Source organism: Oculatella sp. FACHB-28 (assembly GCF_014696015.1).
Lineage (GTDB): Bacteria > Cyanobacteriota > Cyanobacteriia > Elainellales > Elainellaceae > JAAUTN01.
Window position 1 is genome coordinate 1 of the sequence record NZ_JACJPJ010000112.1, and the last position, 17197, is coordinate 17197.

Annotated in this window: 16 protein-coding genes; 5 read left to right on the top strand and 11 right to left on the bottom strand. The window is 49.0% G+C overall.

All coding sequences use genetic code 11. The features are described from left to right. Positions 1-95: 95 nt before the first annotated feature. On the bottom strand, positions 96-1484 hold the full coding sequence (locus tag H6F88_RS32440) for an LAGLIDADG family homing endonuclease (protein ID WP_190646959.1): 1389 nt from the start codon (positions 1482-1484) through the stop codon (positions 96-98). Then, the gene (locus H6F88_RS32445) at positions 1396-2046 is read right to left on the bottom strand and encodes a hypothetical protein (RefSeq protein ID WP_190646960.1); all 651 of its coding nucleotides are present in this window, start codon (positions 2044-2046) and stop codon (positions 1396-1398) included. The genes H6F88_RS32440 and H6F88_RS32445 overlap by 89 nt, the downstream gene beginning before the upstream one ends. Positions 2047-2413: 367 nt before the next feature. Between H6F88_RS32445 and H6F88_RS32450 the strand changes: the two genes are divergently transcribed. Further along, positions 2414-2650, top strand: coding sequence for a hypothetical protein (locus H6F88_RS32450; protein WP_190646961.1), 237 nt, complete (start codon positions 2414-2416; stop codon positions 2648-2650). A gap of 370 nt (positions 2651-3020) precedes the next feature. On the opposite strand, the gene H6F88_RS32455 is transcribed toward H6F88_RS32450, so the two are convergent. Then, entirely contained in the window at positions 3021-3425 is a 405-nt protein-coding gene (locus tag H6F88_RS32455) for a hypothetical protein (RefSeq protein WP_190646962.1), read from the bottom strand. Positions 3426-3644: 219 nt separating this feature from the next. Between H6F88_RS32455 and H6F88_RS32460 the strand changes: the two genes are divergently transcribed. After that, complete coding sequence (locus H6F88_RS32460; RefSeq protein WP_190646963.1) at positions 3645-5882, top strand: hypothetical protein; 2238 nt, start codon at positions 3645-3647, stop codon at positions 5880-5882. A gap of 107 nt (positions 5883-5989) precedes the next feature. Here the strand turns inward: H6F88_RS32460 and H6F88_RS32465 are convergent, their stop codons facing one another. From H6F88_RS32465 to H6F88_RS32495, 7 genes are all read right to left on the bottom strand, one after another. Beyond that, entirely contained in the window at positions 5990-6667 is a 678-nt protein-coding gene (locus H6F88_RS32465) for a hypothetical protein (RefSeq protein ID WP_190646964.1), read from the bottom strand. Continuing rightward, positions 6664-7320 carry a hypothetical protein gene (locus H6F88_RS32470; protein WP_190646965.1) on the bottom strand — a complete coding sequence of 219 codons (657 nt, stop codon included), beginning with the start codon at positions 7318-7320 and terminating at the stop codon, positions 6664-6666. Before H6F88_RS32470 ends, H6F88_RS32465 begins: the two co-directional genes overlap by 4 nt. A 73-nt stretch (positions 7321-7393) precedes the next feature. Then, a complete protein-coding gene (locus tag H6F88_RS32475) occupies positions 7394-7714 on the bottom strand; it encodes a helix-turn-helix transcriptional regulator (RefSeq protein ID WP_190646966.1) in 321 nt (106 codons plus the stop codon). A gap of 49 nt (positions 7715-7763) precedes the next feature. Then, the gene (locus H6F88_RS32480; protein WP_190646967.1) at positions 7764-8051 is read right to left on the bottom strand and encodes a hypothetical protein; all 288 of its coding nucleotides are present in this window, start codon (positions 8049-8051) and stop codon (positions 7764-7766) included. Between the two features lie 15 nt (positions 8052-8066). Further along, positions 8067-8348 (bottom strand): hypothetical protein, encoded by a 282-nt coding sequence (locus H6F88_RS32485; protein WP_190646968.1) that lies wholly within the window; start codon positions 8346-8348, stop codon positions 8067-8069. Between the two features lie 533 nt (positions 8349-8881). Next, positions 8882-10003: a DNA polymerase IV gene (dinB, locus tag H6F88_RS32490; protein WP_190646969.1), complete on the bottom strand. Its 1122-nt coding sequence runs from the start codon at positions 10001-10003 to the stop codon at positions 8882-8884. Positions 10004-10597: 594 nt separating this feature from the next. Continuing rightward, positions 10598-11692, bottom strand: a complete 1095-nt coding sequence (locus H6F88_RS32495; protein WP_190646970.1) for a hypothetical protein — start codon at positions 11690-11692, stop codon at positions 10598-10600. A gap of 886 nt (positions 11693-12578) precedes the next feature. Here H6F88_RS32495 and H6F88_RS32500 point away from each other — a divergent pair. Further along, the gene (locus H6F88_RS32500) at positions 12579-14528 is read left to right on the top strand and encodes a hypothetical protein (protein ID WP_190646971.1); all 1950 of its coding nucleotides are present in this window, start codon (positions 12579-12581) and stop codon (positions 14526-14528) included. A 286-nt stretch (positions 14529-14814) separates the two neighbouring features. Then, positions 14815-15180: a DUF6788 family protein gene (locus tag H6F88_RS32505; RefSeq protein ID WP_190646972.1), complete on the top strand. Its 366-nt coding sequence runs from the start codon at positions 14815-14817 to the stop codon at positions 15178-15180. Between the two features lie 646 nt (positions 15181-15826). Here the strand turns inward: H6F88_RS32505 and H6F88_RS32510 are convergent. Further along, positions 15827-16474: a hypothetical protein gene (locus H6F88_RS32510; RefSeq protein WP_190646973.1), complete on the bottom strand. Its 648-nt coding sequence runs from the start codon at positions 16472-16474 to the stop codon at positions 15827-15829. Between the two features lie 289 nt (positions 16475-16763). On the opposite strand from H6F88_RS32510, the gene H6F88_RS32515 reads away from it, so the two are divergent. Then, a complete protein-coding gene (locus H6F88_RS32515) occupies positions 16764-16910 on the top strand; it encodes a hypothetical protein (protein WP_190646974.1) in 147 nt (48 codons plus the stop codon). Positions 16911-17197: the final 287 nt, after the last annotated feature.

Here is a 17197-nt window from a genome sequence, read left to right on the forward strand (position 1 = left end):
CAATCCCAAAAGCCAGGTTGTTTCATCTCATCTCACCCCATCACTGCTCTATCATCAGGATCTCATACCTGTCTCAACCTAAGACTCTCCTTAACCTATTTTTCGAGGTGCCCTAAAACCGAAGACCCGAAGCTGTTGTGTTCAAAGAATGAGGTTAAGAAGGTTTCATGCTCAGGCACCCCAATCGCCACCGTCCATTCAGGCTCCTCTAGCTTGCGAATACTAACGACCTTTTCCCAAACGGTGCCATCAGGGGCTTTTAGCTTTCGCCATTCTGAAACCTGAGCTATTTTTGCCTGAGCTACCTCAACGACTTGCTTTAACGCCTCCTCTTTGCCATAGATACCAATCTCCTCAGTAAACCTTAATTGCTGTTCACCCTCATGAATGAACAGCATCCAGGCGTTACCCTTTTCCTTGGGCGCGACGTTGGCTATGATTCCAAACCGCAATAGCAACCGCTGTACCTGTTCGACTAGCTCACGCGAAACGCTACAGAAACCAATCTCCGCCTGTAAGGTATCCCCCTGACTATCTCGACTATCTTTAGATACGCAAGCCCAGCCATCGGCAAAAAACAACCGGGACAGGAAGGTAGCCAACTGATCTTTAGGCAGCTCAAAGATGCAATCTGGAATCCGCTTCTCAGGCGACCCCCTACCCATTAGTTCATGCTTTTGAAGTAGGGCAAGGCAACCTATCGGGGAGATGGACTTCCTAACCTCCTCAAAGGCTGGGGTGCCCCTCGTCATGCCGCCATCGCCAACCAAATAAGCCAAAAGCGTAAGCTCAGGCTCAGGCATGGGGCGAGCGCCAAATACAGGAATCTCCTGCGGTACAGCACACAGAACATCATGCTTGCACCCAGCCATTGTCCAGCCCTCACCCTCAACCTTAGAGGGCTGATAATCAGGGGGGGATTCTAGCCATGCCTGCATTGTTGCAATGCCTGTCCAATGCCGAGCATCAATGATTTCTTCAGCATCATCCTGACTCCATTTGATAGCTGTATAGAGGGGATGCTCGGCATTGCGAAGAATACGCCGCCCCGTCTCGGTCGTAACTTCGTAAATGGATTCCTTCAAATTCCATCCGGCAACAGCGGGCACCGGGACAACTTTCCCATCGACCAGGGTTAAGAGGTTAAATTGCTTGTCTACCAAGCTTTCAGCAGATACCTCCAGCCCGCTTGACAAAAGCAGTTTGTCACCTTTAGCCACACATTTCCCAATTCCGTGACCTGCGCGGACATTGGTAATTGTCCGGTCGCGAACGGATTCAAAAAACTGAATCTGCTCCTGAGTTAATTCAGGCACACCTAACACATGCAGGGCAAAGCCAACCGGGTCGTTTTCGTATTCGGGGTAGGGTACAGGTTGCCGTTCTATTTCATCACTACTCGCTAGGCTCTCCGCTATTTGGTGAACCAGTGAGTCGAATAAATTCGGTACTGATTGCGGCAAGAGCGGCTCGATCCTTGACATGTTTCTTGATCACTTCTGTCAGCGACGAGATTAGGAGTAGGGCTTTTTCTGCGGTAATGAATTGCTGCATATCTAGCAGGCGCTTGCGCTCAGATTCGACTAAGCGGCGGCGTTGCTCCATCAGGGCTTTCACCTCGTTCCAGGCGGCATAATCGCCCAAGCCCCGTTTGATTAGGCGGCGCACCTCAGCGAGCGCTGCTGTCACCGCTCCCTGATCGTTTTGCTTCATCGCATCCTCAAAGGTCTGGAATTCAGCCTTGAGCCGTTTCCATATCTCCTCCGAATCCCCGCCCTCAACCCGCTTAAGCATGTCAATCATGCGGGCATCAATAAGCTGAACCTCCTCACGTAGACTCAGCAACTCCTCGTCGTTTGCTGATGCCTCATATTGCTCTATCAATCGGTCGGGAATATGGCGCGAGTATCTTCCAGTTTTAGTTTGAGGTAGGGCACGACCTACAGGGGTATTGCCCCCGTGATGGTAACAGACGTTTCTGCCTGAGATAGCGGGGCGCTGGCAGCGCTCACCTGTTTGTTTGGACTTAGCTGTACATTGAGGCATTTTTAGAGGTCTCGCTTAGCAAGGGATTCCAAATTGACCCTATAAAATCCCCCTGAAAAAATTTAGGCTTGCCTAGTGAATTTGTAGGTAATTTTTTGGGCGTGTATTGAGTCATTTTTGGGGGGCTCGCCTGGACAGCGAAAATGCAATTTTGAATCTTGACATGAGGGTTCTGTTTGACATGAGGGTTCCAGCTTGACCCCAAAAACTCAGCCGAAAAAATCTGGGCTTGCCTGCCGAATTTGCCGATCAAATTGCCCCCCGCTTTTGCCCCTATTTTTGGATGCAGGCTAGGGGGTAGGGGTAGCGATCGCCCCTAAAGTCAGAAGCCTTTCACAACCCTCAGAAGCGGATCGGTGGCGGATGGGTGACGGATGGGAAGCGCTTATTTATCCGCCACCGTTCCGCCAGTCATCCGCCACCGATCCGCCACCGATCCGCCACTGGGGTGATTTTGGATGGGGCTGTGAATGAGGCTGTAAATGAGACTGTGAGCGGGTTTGCAGGTAGCGATCGCCTTTTCAATCACCTTTCAGCGATCGCCCCTAATTCCTTGCTTCTTCTTTTGCAACCTCAAAAAATAGGGAGCCAGCAAAATATGTAGGAATAAAGTAACGCGTAAAGTTCTACTGAAAGAGGTTTCTAGAAACGGCAAGGTCATCGCGGTTGTACGTCCCGCTTACCAGGTTTCGGGGACGGGGGCGCGGGGAGTTCTGTTCTACAAGCTGTCCCCTGAAAATTTCTGGGAAAAAATCTGGCTGCGTCTAACTGGGAACCGTCGAAAATATGATTTGCCGGAAATCATGAGGTCCAGGACGGAGCCATGCGATCGCCACTTTGATTTCAAAAAAGGGGATTGGAAGTAGCGATCGCCCTCATGAGCCATCCCCTACGAACCCGTCACCAAAACGCCACTAAAAAACTAAGCCATGCATAGCGCCACTGAAAGCGAGGCTATGCATGGCTTTTCACTATTAAGGCATTTCTACAGGTGCCTTTTTCCAGCTTGGGAAATACCGATCTAGAAAACCTGCCATTTGGGCATAATGCGGGTTTTTCCGATAGTCCCCAATCTGTACCAGGCGAATAGGGTTAGTGACAGCGGGCGATCGCAAGCTGCATTTTGGCGCTTCCCGTTCCCAAAAGCCTAGAGCATTCAGCATCTTAAACAGCAATTCAGGCGTTTCAGGGTACAGGGCACAGTAAAGCCCTCCCTGCGATCGCCTTTTTTGTCGCCATTCGTGAAACAAGCTACGATTCTGAGCTAGGGCAAGGTAGAAAACGTAGCTTGCTTCTTTAAGCGGGGTAGGAGCGGGATTAAATTGCAAGTAAATAGGCGCGGGCGATCGCTCGCGGAGTTTGTCGCCAAGGGTGTTCATGCTAATTCCGTTAGATCAAAGCATTAAGTCGAAGCGTGACGAATAGCCGATTTAGCGGGAACACAGGAAGAAGTAGAGCTACACCCCTGTATTAGTACGCAGGCGAAACAAAAACGGATGATTGAGTTTGCAAAATCACCAAGTGGGCAAGCCTGAAAAAGCGTGAAAACTTTTAGTTAGCTAAGGGGATTCTGCTAGCTTTGAGCGCCCCTGATCCCTATGGCTACTACCGTTTTAGACATGCTGATCCGTGCCCGCAATCAAACGACGGGCGTGTTTCAGCAAATCCGGGCGGGGTTTCGGGGGATTGGGGAGGAGGCGGATGGGACTAAACGTAGAACCCTAAGCCTCAGCGATGCGATCGCCTTTGGCATGGTTAAAGCTCAGGCGGCAACTCAGTTAGCGCAGAATGGTATTAATTTCCTAAAGGGGAAAATTACAGAAGCCACTGATATTCAGCTACAAAACATTTCAGCGGCGACGACCTTTGCCTCCCTAACCGGGAAAAGCTACGACGAGGCTTCCGGGTTTGTAGATAAGTTCAACGTTCGAATATCGGAGGCGGCGGCATCTTTGCCGGGTAGCACCGCCGGGTATGCCCAGTTGGCAAGAACGATCGGGGACTCGGTGTTGCCCGCGTTTCAGAATGCTCAAGGTCAGCTAGAAAACATGCAGGGGTATGAGGACAGCCTGTTTAACATTACCGAGAAATATGCAGCATTATCGGCAGGCTCCGGGGTTGATATTGGCAACACCTCGCTAGGTCTAACACAGGCGTTGAACGGAGCTTCGATCGCGAGTTTGCGCCAAATTCAGATTTTCCAGAATAACCCTGTCTTGCTAGGCGCTATCGAGGACGGGTTGAAACAGGCGGGGGCTAAGAGCTTAGCTGACCTAAAGATCAAAGACCGTGTCCGAATCATTGAGGAGGCGGGCGCGAAGGTCATTACAGAGGACTTTATTGAACAGGCTAGTAACTCTGTATCAGGTTTAACGGAAAGTTTCAAAAGCTCCATCTTTGACCCGCAAACGGGTTTGTTTGGTCTGTTTCGTGACCTGAATAAGACGACTGAGGAACAGGAAACCGCGTTTGCTGCCTTCAATGAATTCTTAAAGACGATGGTTGGATCAGAAGGGTTGCTCACCGTATTGGGTGAGATCCTGAAAGACTCGGGTTTGCCCGACCCGATGATGATGCTGAAGCGGGCGTTTGAGATAGCGACTGATTTGGTCGGGCAGGTTACGGAGATAATTTACTTCTTCATCAACTCAATGGAATCGGGGCGGAGCTTTATTGACACCCTGACAGCGGTTTTTGACGTGATTGATTTGGAGCTTAGTCCGGGGGCGATCGGTGAACGCTTGGCGGAATACGTCAATATGGGCTTCAGCTATATTTTCGACACTGCTTATGCCTACCTGTCTGGACTGGACTATGGGCCTATCCTGTACGCCTTTGGACAGGGGGTGGCAGCGCTGATGATGGGTGTAGGTAGCTTTTTAGTAAGCCTAGATCCGGGGGTCTACATGTCAGCGGGTGTAGCTGTAGCTGTTGTTGGGGTGCTGATTCCATTTATTGTCAATGCGTTCATCAGCTTAGGCACCTGGATCGCTTTATCTTTTGCCGCCGCAACAGCCGGATTGCCGTTACTACTAATAGCGGCAGCGGCGTTGGTAATAGTGGGACTGGTCCTTCAGATTAAGAACCATTGGAATGAAATAACAACCATCATGTCGGAGCAATGGGCGAACTTCACAGCCATTTTCCGGGAGGGGATGGAGCTTTTGAAGGCTGTAATTTCCGGGGACTTTACCGAAATTCAGGCAGCGGTAATTGAATTTTTGGAAGCGATTAAGACCGCTTTGCGAAACCCGATAGATCAGCTTTATGAGGGGGTCACAGGGCAGGCTTCAGCGACCCGACAGAAGGACATGAACGAGGTTGAGCAAAGAAGCCTTGACCTATTAAATCAGGCTCAGATGCGGGCGGCGGAGCGCAATGCGGAGGCGACGGGCGGCGATGCGGTTGCGGTTGTAGCGGAATGGGCGGGAGGCTTACCCCGTGTTTATAGCGCGGCGGGTGGCTTACTATCCGCCATTTCACAGGAGGTTAGGCGAATGCCAGCCGGATCTGACCTGGCGATCGCTAACACAAGCGAGTTTATTTTAACCCCGCAGCAAATGCATAATATGATGCATGGGGCGGCGGAGGTCGGCTCCCTTCAAGTTTCGGAGCGTCTTGCCGCCATTAGCGGACTGACCGGCGGCAATGCGGGCTCCCTTCAAGCGACGGATCGTGTTACCGGAGGCGATAGGGTAAACATGGGCGGCGGCGGGAATGTCTATCAGATGACGTTCAATATTCCCCCACAGCAAAACCCGGAGGCGACCGCTAGGGAAACCCTCCGATTCTTTGAAATTTTCTTGCGGGAGGAAATGCAGGCTAGATTAACTTAGCGGGTTAGATTGCTATTGACATACCCTCAGTCACTTGTCTGGTCATTGCATCTGCAAACTCAATTTATGGGAAATGGCTTCTACTACACCCCTGGTTCTGAGATCTCCTAGAGGTGCGTATACAACTGATTTGCCAGCTCCATCAACCCCTCTCCCGCCAGTTCCATCAGTCGTTCAGGCAGGTTTTCGGTTGCAACAAAGATGCTGCCGTCATCATCCACCACAAACTCTAGAGGTTCCGCCGTCACGAGAAAAGGAAACCACTCTCCCTTCACCTGATAAGGAGGTTGAACTTGCTCAACATCGACAACGCACACTTCCGTTAGCGGAAAAGCAAATAACCCTTCGATCGCACCTCGTAGCCCCACCTCTGCCACTTCAAACGGAACTTGAGACTGGCTCATTAAGCGCCTGCGCTCCCCCAGTCGCTGCATCTCCCTCGACTGGTTCAACCGCTCCCCCAACTCGGCTATTTCTCTGGCAGGAAACTTCAACGTCCTTCGCACACTCGCCAGGTAAGAATCAAAGTTGAACTGTACACTATCCTCCTGCAATCTCCCCTGCACCTGCTTTTGGACAATGGCGATCGCCGCTTCTAATAAGTTCGCTGTCCGGTCGCCTTCACTTTCCCTCGACAGGCTTCGCATCTGCTCGCGCACTAACTCGACTAAGCTCAACTCCAGAGCGCTACTGTGCTGCTCGACCTCTCGCTGCATCAGGCAACGGGCGATCGCCACGACGTTTTGCAACACAAACTCTTCCTGAGACAACACCTTCAATCTCATACGCCCACCTCTGTCAGGTAGCAATAGTATTGGCTCTCGCTGATTAATGCCGTGCCCACCAATATCCCCACGACCGGTTGAGCATCTAACTCAGCACAAGCAGATGTATAAGCTGCCATCCGAATCAACTCTTCCTCAATCACCTGCTTAATCTCAGCAATAGACTGAGTTGTCGCCTTTGACTCCACCAGATAGATCTTGCCGTCCCCCTCCATCACAATATCGGGATAGTCGTGATTGGGGCGGGCCAGTTTGCGGCACCCGTAGAGCCGCTGGATCAGGAATCCCGCAATCCCCTCTCCAATCCCTGCCACGGCGCTCTTATTCGGAGCCACCACCTTGTTCTCGGTGCGGCTATAGAACAAGGGAGGATAGCCCGGTTCCAAAAAAGCCCCACAGGAATAAGTAAACCAGTACTGCAGTTCCTCTAGGGGTCGATAGACCAACTGCTCAGAATACTTAGTGATCATCCGTTTCAAGAGGTTCTCCTCAATCTGCAAGGGAGCCGCTAGGCTGTAGCTCATTTGCTTGAGCGCAAGTCGGGACTGCAACTGGAAGCGCATCGTATATCTGCTAGCCGCAGCTTTAGCAAGAGACTGTTCGAGCGAGGAGAGTTGGCAACAGCGACGTTCTAGATGGATTTGAATCGGCATAGGGTGGAGGATGAGAACGGGCGACTAACCCTCACACTAGGTTTCTAGACTCCCACAATGCAAACCTTCCCTATCACGGTGAGGGTTCTTTCCCATTGGTGCGCAGCATCGGGCAAAGATGTCGCCTGAGAGCGAGGGGAATCTTGTAGTATTTCTCCCAAAGCAAATCCATCTCGGCAAGACGACGTAAGTAGAGCGGCTCAGGCGGACGGTAGTTGCCCGACCCGGCAAACCAGCGATCTACGGTCGGTTGGGAGCAGCCGCAGATCTGCGCCATTTGAGCATGAGTGACATCCCACTTCGCATAAAAATCAAGATGGGACATTTGAAGCTGGCAGTGGGTGTAGAAATGGAACAGTCTTAGTTCATGCTGTCCTAAGTTGCGGGGGCTCATCGTTGTTCTTCCAAAGCAACAGCAGTAGGCAGAATTAGAGCGAGGATAGTTAGGGAAATCCTTGCAAGCGAATGTCGTTCTCCCAGGCTAGGTCAGCTTGCACCCAGGCACGAGAGGGGCTAGCAGGGGAGAGGAGAATAAGATATCGCCATGACCAAGCTTTCAGGTGACTGGCTGGGACATATTGCAACCCAACAATGGTGCCAAAGTCTTGACTGGGTAGAGGATTCCAGCAGACCTGATCTCCTAGATTGAACTTAGGCGGAGAGGTACTGTGTGGAAACTGCTCGGGTAGGGGTAAAGAGAATTCGGTAGATGAGGTTAGGGTTTCTGCCATAGCAATCTGCTTGTATCACTGGGTGATGACGATGATCAATGCCAAGTCATCCTCAAAGCCGTAGTCCTTCTTACAATGGGCAAAGGAAAGGCTTTGAGAATCAAGCCGCGCAAAATGGTGCCATCCGTCTGCTTGCACACTCCCTTCTAAGCCATAGAAGCGATCGCTTACCACTCCAAAATCTTGCGTTAGCACTCGAAACCAGCTGACGCGGTCGCCTATGTTGAATTTGACCGATGAAGGGAGTTGACCATCGACTGAGCCAACTATTGGTTGGCAAATGGGGTCATTAGACACAGCAGTTTAATCCTCAAAAATTGACGATCGCCGGGCGACATAGAAAGTAAGAAGCACTAAGAACTTGGTTCGTCAGCGATCGCTCAAACTTAGTCCCTAGTTATCAACACAGTAGCGAACCCCTAATCAAGAGCCAAGAGATTTATACGTAATTTACGTATTAAAATTTTGTTACTTCCCTTTCAGATAGTCCGGCGGGGGGTTCAATTCTCGTATTTGATTTAGCAGGTCTTCCTTTTTCAGGATATTAAGCACATAGTCAGGGCGTCCCGTAAAGTCTTTTCCCCAGCCTTCTATCGTCCGTTTTGACAGTCCTGTAGCTTCAGCAAGAGCATTAACACAAACTGTGTAGTACCCGCGTTCATCGGGATTCCCTTTGATCCAACGCTTACAGAAGTCGAGCGGCTCCAATAGTTCAACCTGAAAACATCGCCCCTATCATGCCCTGTTTGCCGACCTGAGGAAAGAAGGCTTATTCGTTCAGTACGCTATTTACGTATTTCATATCCTTTTAAGCTGTCAAACTTCTACCTTTAATCGCTTACCCGACTGTAGCTAGCAAAATTTGTTACTAGTCCTAGCTCCAGAACAAGTTGCTCATAGTGTAGAGGTGAAGCAGCATTATCCAGCTTAGAAATCGTAATGCCAAGTAAGCGAACTTTTTGTCCGTCCAAGGCAACACGATTAAAGAGGTCTTGTGCTAAGCCTAAGATCTGGTTCTCTTGTTCAATCCATTCCAGCAAGGTACAGCTGCGGGTAATTTGCTGGTAGTCGGCAAATTTAATTTTCAACGTTAGCGTTCGACCGCGCGTTTGCTGCTTCCTAAGCCGTTGGTACACGACTTGGGCGATGCTAACTAATTCCTGGCGCATCCTTTCCAAATTATCCAGGTCTGGGTCAAAACTTGTCTCCCCTCCTACAGACTTACGGATGCGATTAGGATTGACTGGGCGATCGTCCTTTGCCCTGGCAATTTTGTAATAAAACCTTCCTACCTTACCGAAGCACTGCACTAATTCATCTTCTGTACGCTCTTTGAGGTCTATTCCATGATGAATCCCTAACTCGTGCATCTTCTTCGCAGTCACCTGCCCAATGCCATGGAATTTTTCAATCGGCAAAGACTCAACAAATGACTCTGACTCATGAGGTGGAATCACCGTCAGTCCATCCGGTTTGTTCATACCAGACGCAACTTTAGCCAAGAATTTGTTGATAGATACACCAGCAGAGGCAGTCAGACGGGTCTCCTCAAAAATCGCTTGCTTGATCTCACGGGCGATCGCCGTGGCTGAACTGGTTTCTTGCCTGTTATACGTCACATCCAGGTACGCTTCATCTAAGGCAAGCGGTTCAACCCAATCTGTGTAGCGGTAGAAGATAGCGCGAATCTGCTCAGAAATAGCACGGTAAACCTCGAAGCGAGGCTTAACAAAGATTAGGTGTGGGCAACGTTGCAGGGCAATGCGGGAAGGCATGGCTGAGTGAATGCCATACTTACGTGCCTCATAGCTTGCTGCTGCGACTGCGCCACGCTTATCGGGTGAACCACCCACAACCAGAGGCTTGCCTCGATAATGCGGATTGTCTCGTTGCTCAACCGACGCATAATAGGCATCCAGATCAACGTGGATGACTTTGCGTTGTCCATCCATAGCACAATTAACGTACAGGTGTTCTAGTTGTAGTTTATAGTTCTTTGTCTAGGCATGATCCTAAAAAATTTAGGACTGGGCTGGAGCACACGTTTGAGCCAATTTCGATAGAACTCTTCCCAGCTTAATTAACGTGAGTTCGGGATAAGAAATCGTCAGAACCCCTGATTTTTCGTACCTCATTTCGTTGCAGTGAATCAAGCTATTGTCAGCAAGGTCCACAGATGCAATTTTTCTCAATAAACAACCTTATTGAGAAGAGCCTACAGCAATACCCTTTGCCTAAAGCCTTTTATACCAAACCTTGCAGCGTTTAGCTTAACCCGAACTCACGTTAATTAGTTCTGGGGTACCTCAGCATTAACTAAATGTTTCAATAACCAGAGAGCATCCGAACTCATCTTCTAGACATAGCCTTCGCTTAAATTTCTTATGTACAAACCGATTTTCTTATGTACAGTCTTAATCAAGAACCGGTAAAGCGGTTTATTCTCCACGTTTTAGCTACTATTTGCCCAGTGTAGGTAAGAAAATTTGTTCCTGTACATAAGAAAGCATAAGAGGTGAACCCCTTACTTAAACTATAGTAAAGAGTCACGATTTGGCATTTGACCGCAGCCTTCCGGGATTAATCTGAAACTGAATCGAAGGTGTTTTTCTTTTACCTGGTAACTCCTGTGCACCAAGGATGTACCCATCCTGTTGCAACTCCTCAACAGTGCGCCAGAAGATTTGATTATTCCGCGAGGAATTGCTGCTCAGAAGGTTAAGGTTCTTAAACAAATACTGCTTAGAAATCGTTAAATATTGCCCATCCTGAGGAGAATCCCATTTTAGACGACTGGCAAGATAAAGCAGAAGCTTGGTTCTGTAGTCATTTTTCGCATTGCTACCAAGTTTCTGTGTAATGTCTACGTCTCCAGCAAACAAAACATAATCCCCTGTACGGCTGGGCCCCTCAAAGAACTCTAGAGAGACTGTGTATGAGTCTGCTAATTCATAGGTATAGTCTGCTGCTTTTGCAAGGTCAAAATCCCTTGAAAGATTCTCTATTTTGTAGCTTTTGATCCGCAGAATACTTTTGATGATGACCTCTGCCCCAATCTTGTTACCCTCTCTCAAAGATTTAGCCAAAACCAACTCAACCCGGTGGAGTGCTACCAAGTCTCGGTTCAGTTGCGATCGCACCTTTGCATGAAAGCTACCTCCTTTTGTGCGCGAATAGCCCAAGCTTTCCAATAGATCATTAGAGCGGAAAGTAACGACTGGACCATTATTCTGTTCAGCTGCCAATTTGTAGAGGTACAGCACGATCCCAACCTGACGAGGATTCAAAAAGGTCAGCAGTGCCATGAATAGACGTTGGATTTTGCGGTCTTGAATTTTCTCAAGTCCCTTACTGATCCCCTGGTCAACCAACACTTCCAAGTCAAGGTTATCGTACTGCTGGTTGAGTTCCTCCCACTCGTCTGCTGTCAGATCTTCGAGAGGAACGCGCCGTGTTACTGCTACCTCACCGGCATCACTCGCATCTGCTTCAACTCGCATCTCCAGATAGTACCCATCCCCATCTGAACGCAGAATTGGCAGGCGAACGTCTGGGTTGTTGACTGAAGCTGCCGCCCTAGGCAACACCATGAGCAACTGTCCGTCTACAGGAAAAGTTAAATCTTTTTCGCTCAAAGTCATAGGAATGGGTAGGTAAGCATGGGGGAATTCTACTAGATCTATTGAGTTTTGATCTCAAACACTCCAGATATAGCCCGCTTTGTTCTATCACTCCGGCGTATGTTTTTGCCTTCAAGCTCTATCACTCCGGCGTATAAATACTTCTATCACTCCGGCGTATAAATTAGATTTGTTCTATCACTCCGGCGTATAGTCTGCTCTATCACTCCGACGTACAGAATTCATAAACTGTTTGCTAAAGCTTCTTCTCTACCGGGGTTAGGGAAATTGTTCTATCACTCCGGCGTATAGCCTGCTCTATCACTCCGGAGAAAATCGTGGTTTTGTTCTATCACTCCGGCGTATAATCTGCTCTATCACTCTGCCGTATTCTTGTTCTATCACTCCCACGTAAAGTACCGTTGTGATGAATTTCCGTGTGTTTTATAAGAAAAATTTAGGTGTTTAATAGATCGCATCTCCTCTAGTTCTTCTGTTCTAGAGCAGTACGAAATATCCAACTTCGCTACCTGGAGGTCGCCATACTATGACGCAATGGTCTTTAATAAGCCATTGCCTAGATGCGTTCTACCCAAGATACCAAGTGGTATCCACCCGCAGTTATTAGAAAACCGGGGCAGAACCTCGCCAAAGTCTCAACTATCCCGGTTCCTACAATTTGACTGATGAAATAGTTATTTCCTCAGCCAGTTTTTTGTATCTGCATAATAGCAGTTCTGGTGGTTTGCCGTGTAGCAAGCTGTGTCAGAGTTTAAAAATTCTGGCAGGTTTTCTTTTGGCTTAATGAGGCAAACATCTGCTGAAGTAGATTAGCAAGCTATTAAGGGACGGGTTTGAACGAGTTTAGGGAGGATATCTGAGCCGGTTCCACCGAAATGGAGCCGATATGACAATTACTCAATCCAGCAATTACTTTCAATACGTCCAGGAATGGGACGACTGTTTTCTCGCACTTTTCCCCCACCGATTTGATTACATTTGGGCAGAACACTCAACTTCAGATACAGCCGTTGAGTGGAAAACAGAAATCCGCCATCCTTTATCAGATCGGCTAATCCGCCAAGGTACCTATCTCTATGGTGTTCGCTTCGGCGCAGAAACCAACTATTGCCTCCTCGACATCGACATTGGTAGTCTCTATCACCCCAGACGTGATCCCTTTGCTATTTCCCGAATTGTCAACGCACTGGAACCGTTAGGACTAGTCAGCTACATTGCCTGCACCTCCAGTTACAGCGATGGTTTGCATCTCTATTTCCCGTTTGGGCAAACCCAAAGCTCTTGGCAGTTGGCGATCGCTCTCGCCTGCCTGCTTGAAAATGCCGGGTTCAAACTGCTACCTGGACAACTCGAAATCTTTCCAAATCCCAAACCCTATGCCACAGATGGCAACCTCAGCCTGTTTAACGCTCACCGGCTTCCGCTACAAACTGGTTCTTACTTGTTAAATGAGGCATGGCAGCCAATTTGGGGAACTTCTCAAACCTTCGTAGCCCAATGGCAGCTTTCCCAAGGGCGTAACGACATTGACAGTAAAACACTCAAACAAATCCTCAAGCAAGCCAAGCGAAAACACTTTGGCATCTCAGGCAAAGCCGAGAAATTTATCAATGATTTGAACGCCGAGATTGAATTGGGCTGGACAGGTTATGGACAAACTAATCGGCTTCTGGGTCGCATTACTATGCGGGCTTACATCTTCCACCACATTCTCTCGGGCGGGGAACCCCTGCAAGGGGATGCACTCGTAGATGAAATTGTCGAAACAGCCCATTCACTTCCCGGTTACCAGGAGTGGTGTCGGCATCAGCACGAGATTGAGCATCGTGCCCAAGAGTGGGCAAGGTGCATTGAAAATAGCCACTACTTCCACTTTGGGGATCAAAGTAAAAGGTCAGAACCAGAAGTTCAAGATCCAGAACTGCTCGCTGCAATTGATCAATCCCCTTCCTGGAATCAACGCCAATCTGCCGCAACGAGAGATCGTATCAGAAGAGCGATCGCCGACTTACTTGAGAAGAATAGTCTACCTGCCCGAGCAACCGCTCGGTTTCAAGCGCTGCTGAAATACGGCGTTGGCGGCGCTTCTCTCTATCGCCATCGAGACCTCTGGCATCCTAACCACTTTATTGGTTCTGATTCAAATCAAACTCCAACATGGGATTCACCTGTGGAAAACCCCCCAGACCCCCCAAACTTCAGTACGGACAGCCAGTTAGATTGCGCTGGAGGCGAATCTAACTGGCTCAGTCCTCCAAGCTTATTGATTACCAATGACGGTGATAATCCGTCCCATCAGGCTTCCAGCGATTTTACACCTTCTACCCCTTCCCCTGAAGTCAGTAATTTTTCCCCAGATGCTAACGCCCACGCTTCAAGCCCAGAACCAACTTCAGGGGTGCAATACGTACAAGAGGCATTGCGGAATATCAGAGCCTCGCAGGAAGCCTTTCAGGAGGCAATTCGACTCGCTCAGTCCCAACAGGAACGTATTCGCTCCGAGGCAGCCCAGCAAAGGCAAATTGCTCGAATGCAGCAATTCTTAGAGTCAGGTGACCCGATTCTTGTAGCTGAGGCAGTGGCATGGGCACAGGTCAACCCAGGCGTTCTACGGGACGATGCACTGCCATTCTCTTTATTCACAGGTACGGGTGAGCTGGGCGATCGCCTATTCATCTTGACCCAGATTGAAACCCGCACTCGGGAGTTGGGGTGGTCAGAGGAGCAGGTGGTTGCGGCGCTCGGGCAGCGTTTTGCCAAGGAGTATCTGCTGATGCTGACTGACTTGGAGTTGATTCACTGGCTTGTGTACCTGAGCAATACCCCTCGGAAGTGATGTGTTGTGTTTATGGGGTATCGGGCAATCAGAAAAAGGGGAGCGAAAGCAGTGCTTGCCTTCATCCAGAACTACAGGACTGATTTCAAGTTTCTTATGTACTGTCTTTTTCTCTTATGTGCAGCTTTGATTGATGCTTTGCCCTTAGCGAAACTACCTCAGAATCTAGCTTTTGTACATAAGAAGCCATCTCACCGATTTCCTTCTACGCTGCTGCTTCATCCTCAAAATTTGTCTCGCTGCCCTCCCATTGCCTTCAGGAAAACGGCTCTGCACCTAAGAAACGATGCCCAAACAGTCTGACTTCGACAAACTTCGCAAGGCACTGCCCAAACTCACCCTTGAGCAGGCAAGACAACTCTACTCAGAATTGGGTTCAATCCTGCAAGACTTGGAGCGACAAGCAGCGGCTCCACAACTGACCAGGACAAAAGGTCGTGAAGTTGTGGAGGTCAGACACGTAAGCAATCTAGAGGGAGCTGACGCGACCACGCACCTTTACCAACTGGAGCGCATTCGCTGCGGCAAAGCAGGTTGTAGATGCGCTGGAGAGAAGGGTGAGCTGCACGGACCTTATTGGTATGCCTACTGGCGTGAGAATGGCAAACTCAAAAGCCGATATGTGGGTAAGCAATTGAAACCGATTGATTGAGCCAGAAAACTTCAATCCCGATAGTAGCCCTGGCAGCAGGTTTTTGGCGGATATACCAGAGTATTTTCTTATGTACAAGCTCTACTTCTTACATAAGAAGGAAATGGTAGAAATATGGGTGTACATAAGAAAACATTGTGTACATAAGAACTACTACACTGTGTGACCTTGTACGTTTCAAAAGTGCTTCTACAAACGAAGCTTTTAAGGTGGAAGCCAGCGGATTATCTTGCCTAGAGGCGAGAGCCACCTCAAAGGGTTCCAGCTATACAGTTTAATTTCAAAGCTAGAACTTTGTGGGACATTCCAAGAAAATGGCACCAAGCTTTTCCTACACTTGATGATGCAACATACTGGTGGACAGCCAAGAGATTATCTTAATTGTCAAATCGCTACAACCGAACCCATTTTCACCACTGCTGAGGAGGCGATTGCCCTAGTGTTCCGCATCCCCATTGCCCGACGCGATCGCCTTCTCCCTACACTCATTAGTCTCAATCTGCTGACCGTATTGATCCTGGTAACAGGCAATAAGGAAACCATAGGTTCAATAAACGATCACTGCGGGAGCCGCAGAACCAAAGACTTCCTCCTGCTTGTCGGGATGCAGATAGTCATTCTCCCACTTCCAGGTAAAAGGTACTCCTCATGATGCAATACTCGCTTCGGCTACCTCTCGTGAGAGGCTGTATTGCCCCTTCTTAGCCCGATACCACTTGTCATTCTTCAAACCAATCGAAAGAACATTTGAGACTCGGTTACGAGCATCATTGCGGGCGGATTGAGGAGTCCCATCGACAAAAAGTGTGTCCACAATTTCTGGAACACCCAAAACTGCCTCCGGTTGACTTTGCATCACGCTTGCTACCGCTTGCGGGAGAGACAACTTCGCAAACTCCTTGCGGATGTAATGCTGCCAGCCCTTAACCGGTTCATTAGCTTTCGATTTTCTCGTCGTTTTAGCATGACGTCCCTTAGCAGGAGTTTTAGTTCCTTTGGCAGCCTGTTCTTTTGAACCCGCTGTCTCATCATCAGAAACTGCAATTAATGGGTTTGCTGGAGGCGCAGAGGATGCAGGCTTAGATGGCTCTTCTAACGCAGATGGTGACTCTACAGAGGAAGAGTCTGTCGAACTAAACAGTTCAATCACCGTTTGCAAGCCCTGGCGCTTCTGCCCAATTGCTTCTAGCTGAGCGGTGAGTGCGGCAACTTCGGCAACTAGCGCCGCATCTGCCTCTAGTAGCTTCGAGAGTGTCGAGTCAGAGGATGCTTCAACAGTTTGAGCCTGGGGCATAGGAAAAAGTTCTCCAATTCGTGAATGTTAGTTTGAGGTTAATTCTGATCGAGGCACCGCAGCTTTAGCACACTCACCTACTGCAGTAGATTCTAAGTAGCTAGAAAGAGTGAGGGGAAATGTTTAAAGCCCCGTTTGTGATGACTAAATTAACTTAATAATATGCATTGACAGGTAATTTCGTCATCCTTTGTAAGTAAGTTTAAAGTTCTCCTCGAGTAATAGAGCCATAAGTTGTCATGCAATGCCCAAGGTAGGCTAAATCAGGGAGAACTTGCAGGAGTTGAATATGCTGCTGGAACTAGCGGTCAGGGATGCCTATGGAGCAGGTTTTGAATCTGTCTCAGAGCTAGCTCTAGAACACAACAATCTATCCGGTTATGCCGGGCATCCTCGCCATGCTACACGTCCCGGTCAATACACTGATGACACCTAGATGAGCTTGGCGATCGCTGAAGCAATTGTGTCAAATGCCCCTTGGACTTGCAAACTTAACTGAGGTGCTAGAAAAAGCAGCGGTTCAAGCCCACCAGTGTGCGTCCCGTGAACAATTGTGGCTATGAGAAGAGTGTAGTCCTGCTTACCCTAAGCTAGTTTTTGCGACACAACCCTACTGCTTCTGTGTTTAAGTGGCGGCACTTTCTGCCCGAAATCATCCTGTTGAATGTGCGATGGTACTGCCGTTATTCCCTCAGCTACCGAGACCTAGAGGAGATGATGCAG

Coding starts and splice junctions, on each gene's coding strand:
- H6F88_RS32440 (WP_190646959.1), bottom strand. CDS start 1,484: ATGTCAAGGATCGAGCCGCTCTTGCCGCAATCAGTACCGAATTTATTC.
- H6F88_RS32445 (WP_190646960.1), bottom strand. CDS start 2,046: ATGCCTCAATGTACAGCTAAGTCCAAACAAACAGGTGAGCGCTGCCAG.
- H6F88_RS32455 (WP_190646962.1), bottom strand. CDS start 3,425: ATGAACACCCTTGGCGACAAACTCCGCGAGCGATCGCCCGCGCCTATT.
- H6F88_RS32460 (WP_190646963.1), top strand. CDS start 3,645: ATGGCTACTACCGTTTTAGACATGCTGATCCGTGCCCGCAATCAAACG.
- H6F88_RS32465 (WP_190646964.1), bottom strand. CDS start 6,667: ATGAGATTGAAGGTGTTGTCTCAGGAAGAGTTTGTGTTGCAAAACGTC.
- H6F88_RS32470 (WP_190646965.1), bottom strand. CDS start 7,320: ATGCCGATTCAAATCCATCTAGAACGTCGCTGTTGCCAACTCTCCTCG.
- H6F88_RS32475 (WP_190646966.1), bottom strand. CDS start 7,714: ATGAGCCCCCGCAACTTAGGACAGCATGAACTAAGACTGTTCCATTTC.
- H6F88_RS32480 (WP_190646967.1), bottom strand. CDS start 8,051: ATGGCAGAAACCCTAACCTCATCTACCGAATTCTCTTTACCCCTACCC.
- dinB (WP_190646969.1), bottom strand. CDS start 10,003: ATGGATGGACAACGCAAAGTCATCCACGTTGATCTGGATGCCTATTAT.
- H6F88_RS32495 (WP_190646970.1), bottom strand. CDS start 11,692: ATGACTTTGAGCGAAAAAGATTTAACTTTTCCTGTAGACGGACAGTTG.
- H6F88_RS32500 (WP_190646971.1), top strand. CDS start 12,579: ATGACAATTACTCAATCCAGCAATTACTTTCAATACGTCCAGGAATGG.
- H6F88_RS32505 (WP_190646972.1), top strand. CDS start 14,815: ATGCCCAAACAGTCTGACTTCGACAAACTTCGCAAGGCACTGCCCAAA.
- H6F88_RS32510 (WP_190646973.1), bottom strand. CDS start 16,474: ATGCCCCAGGCTCAAACTGTTGAAGCATCCTCTGACTCGACACTCTCG.
- H6F88_RS32515 (WP_190646974.1), top strand. CDS start 16,764: ATGCTGCTGGAACTAGCGGTCAGGGATGCCTATGGAGCAGGTTTTGAA.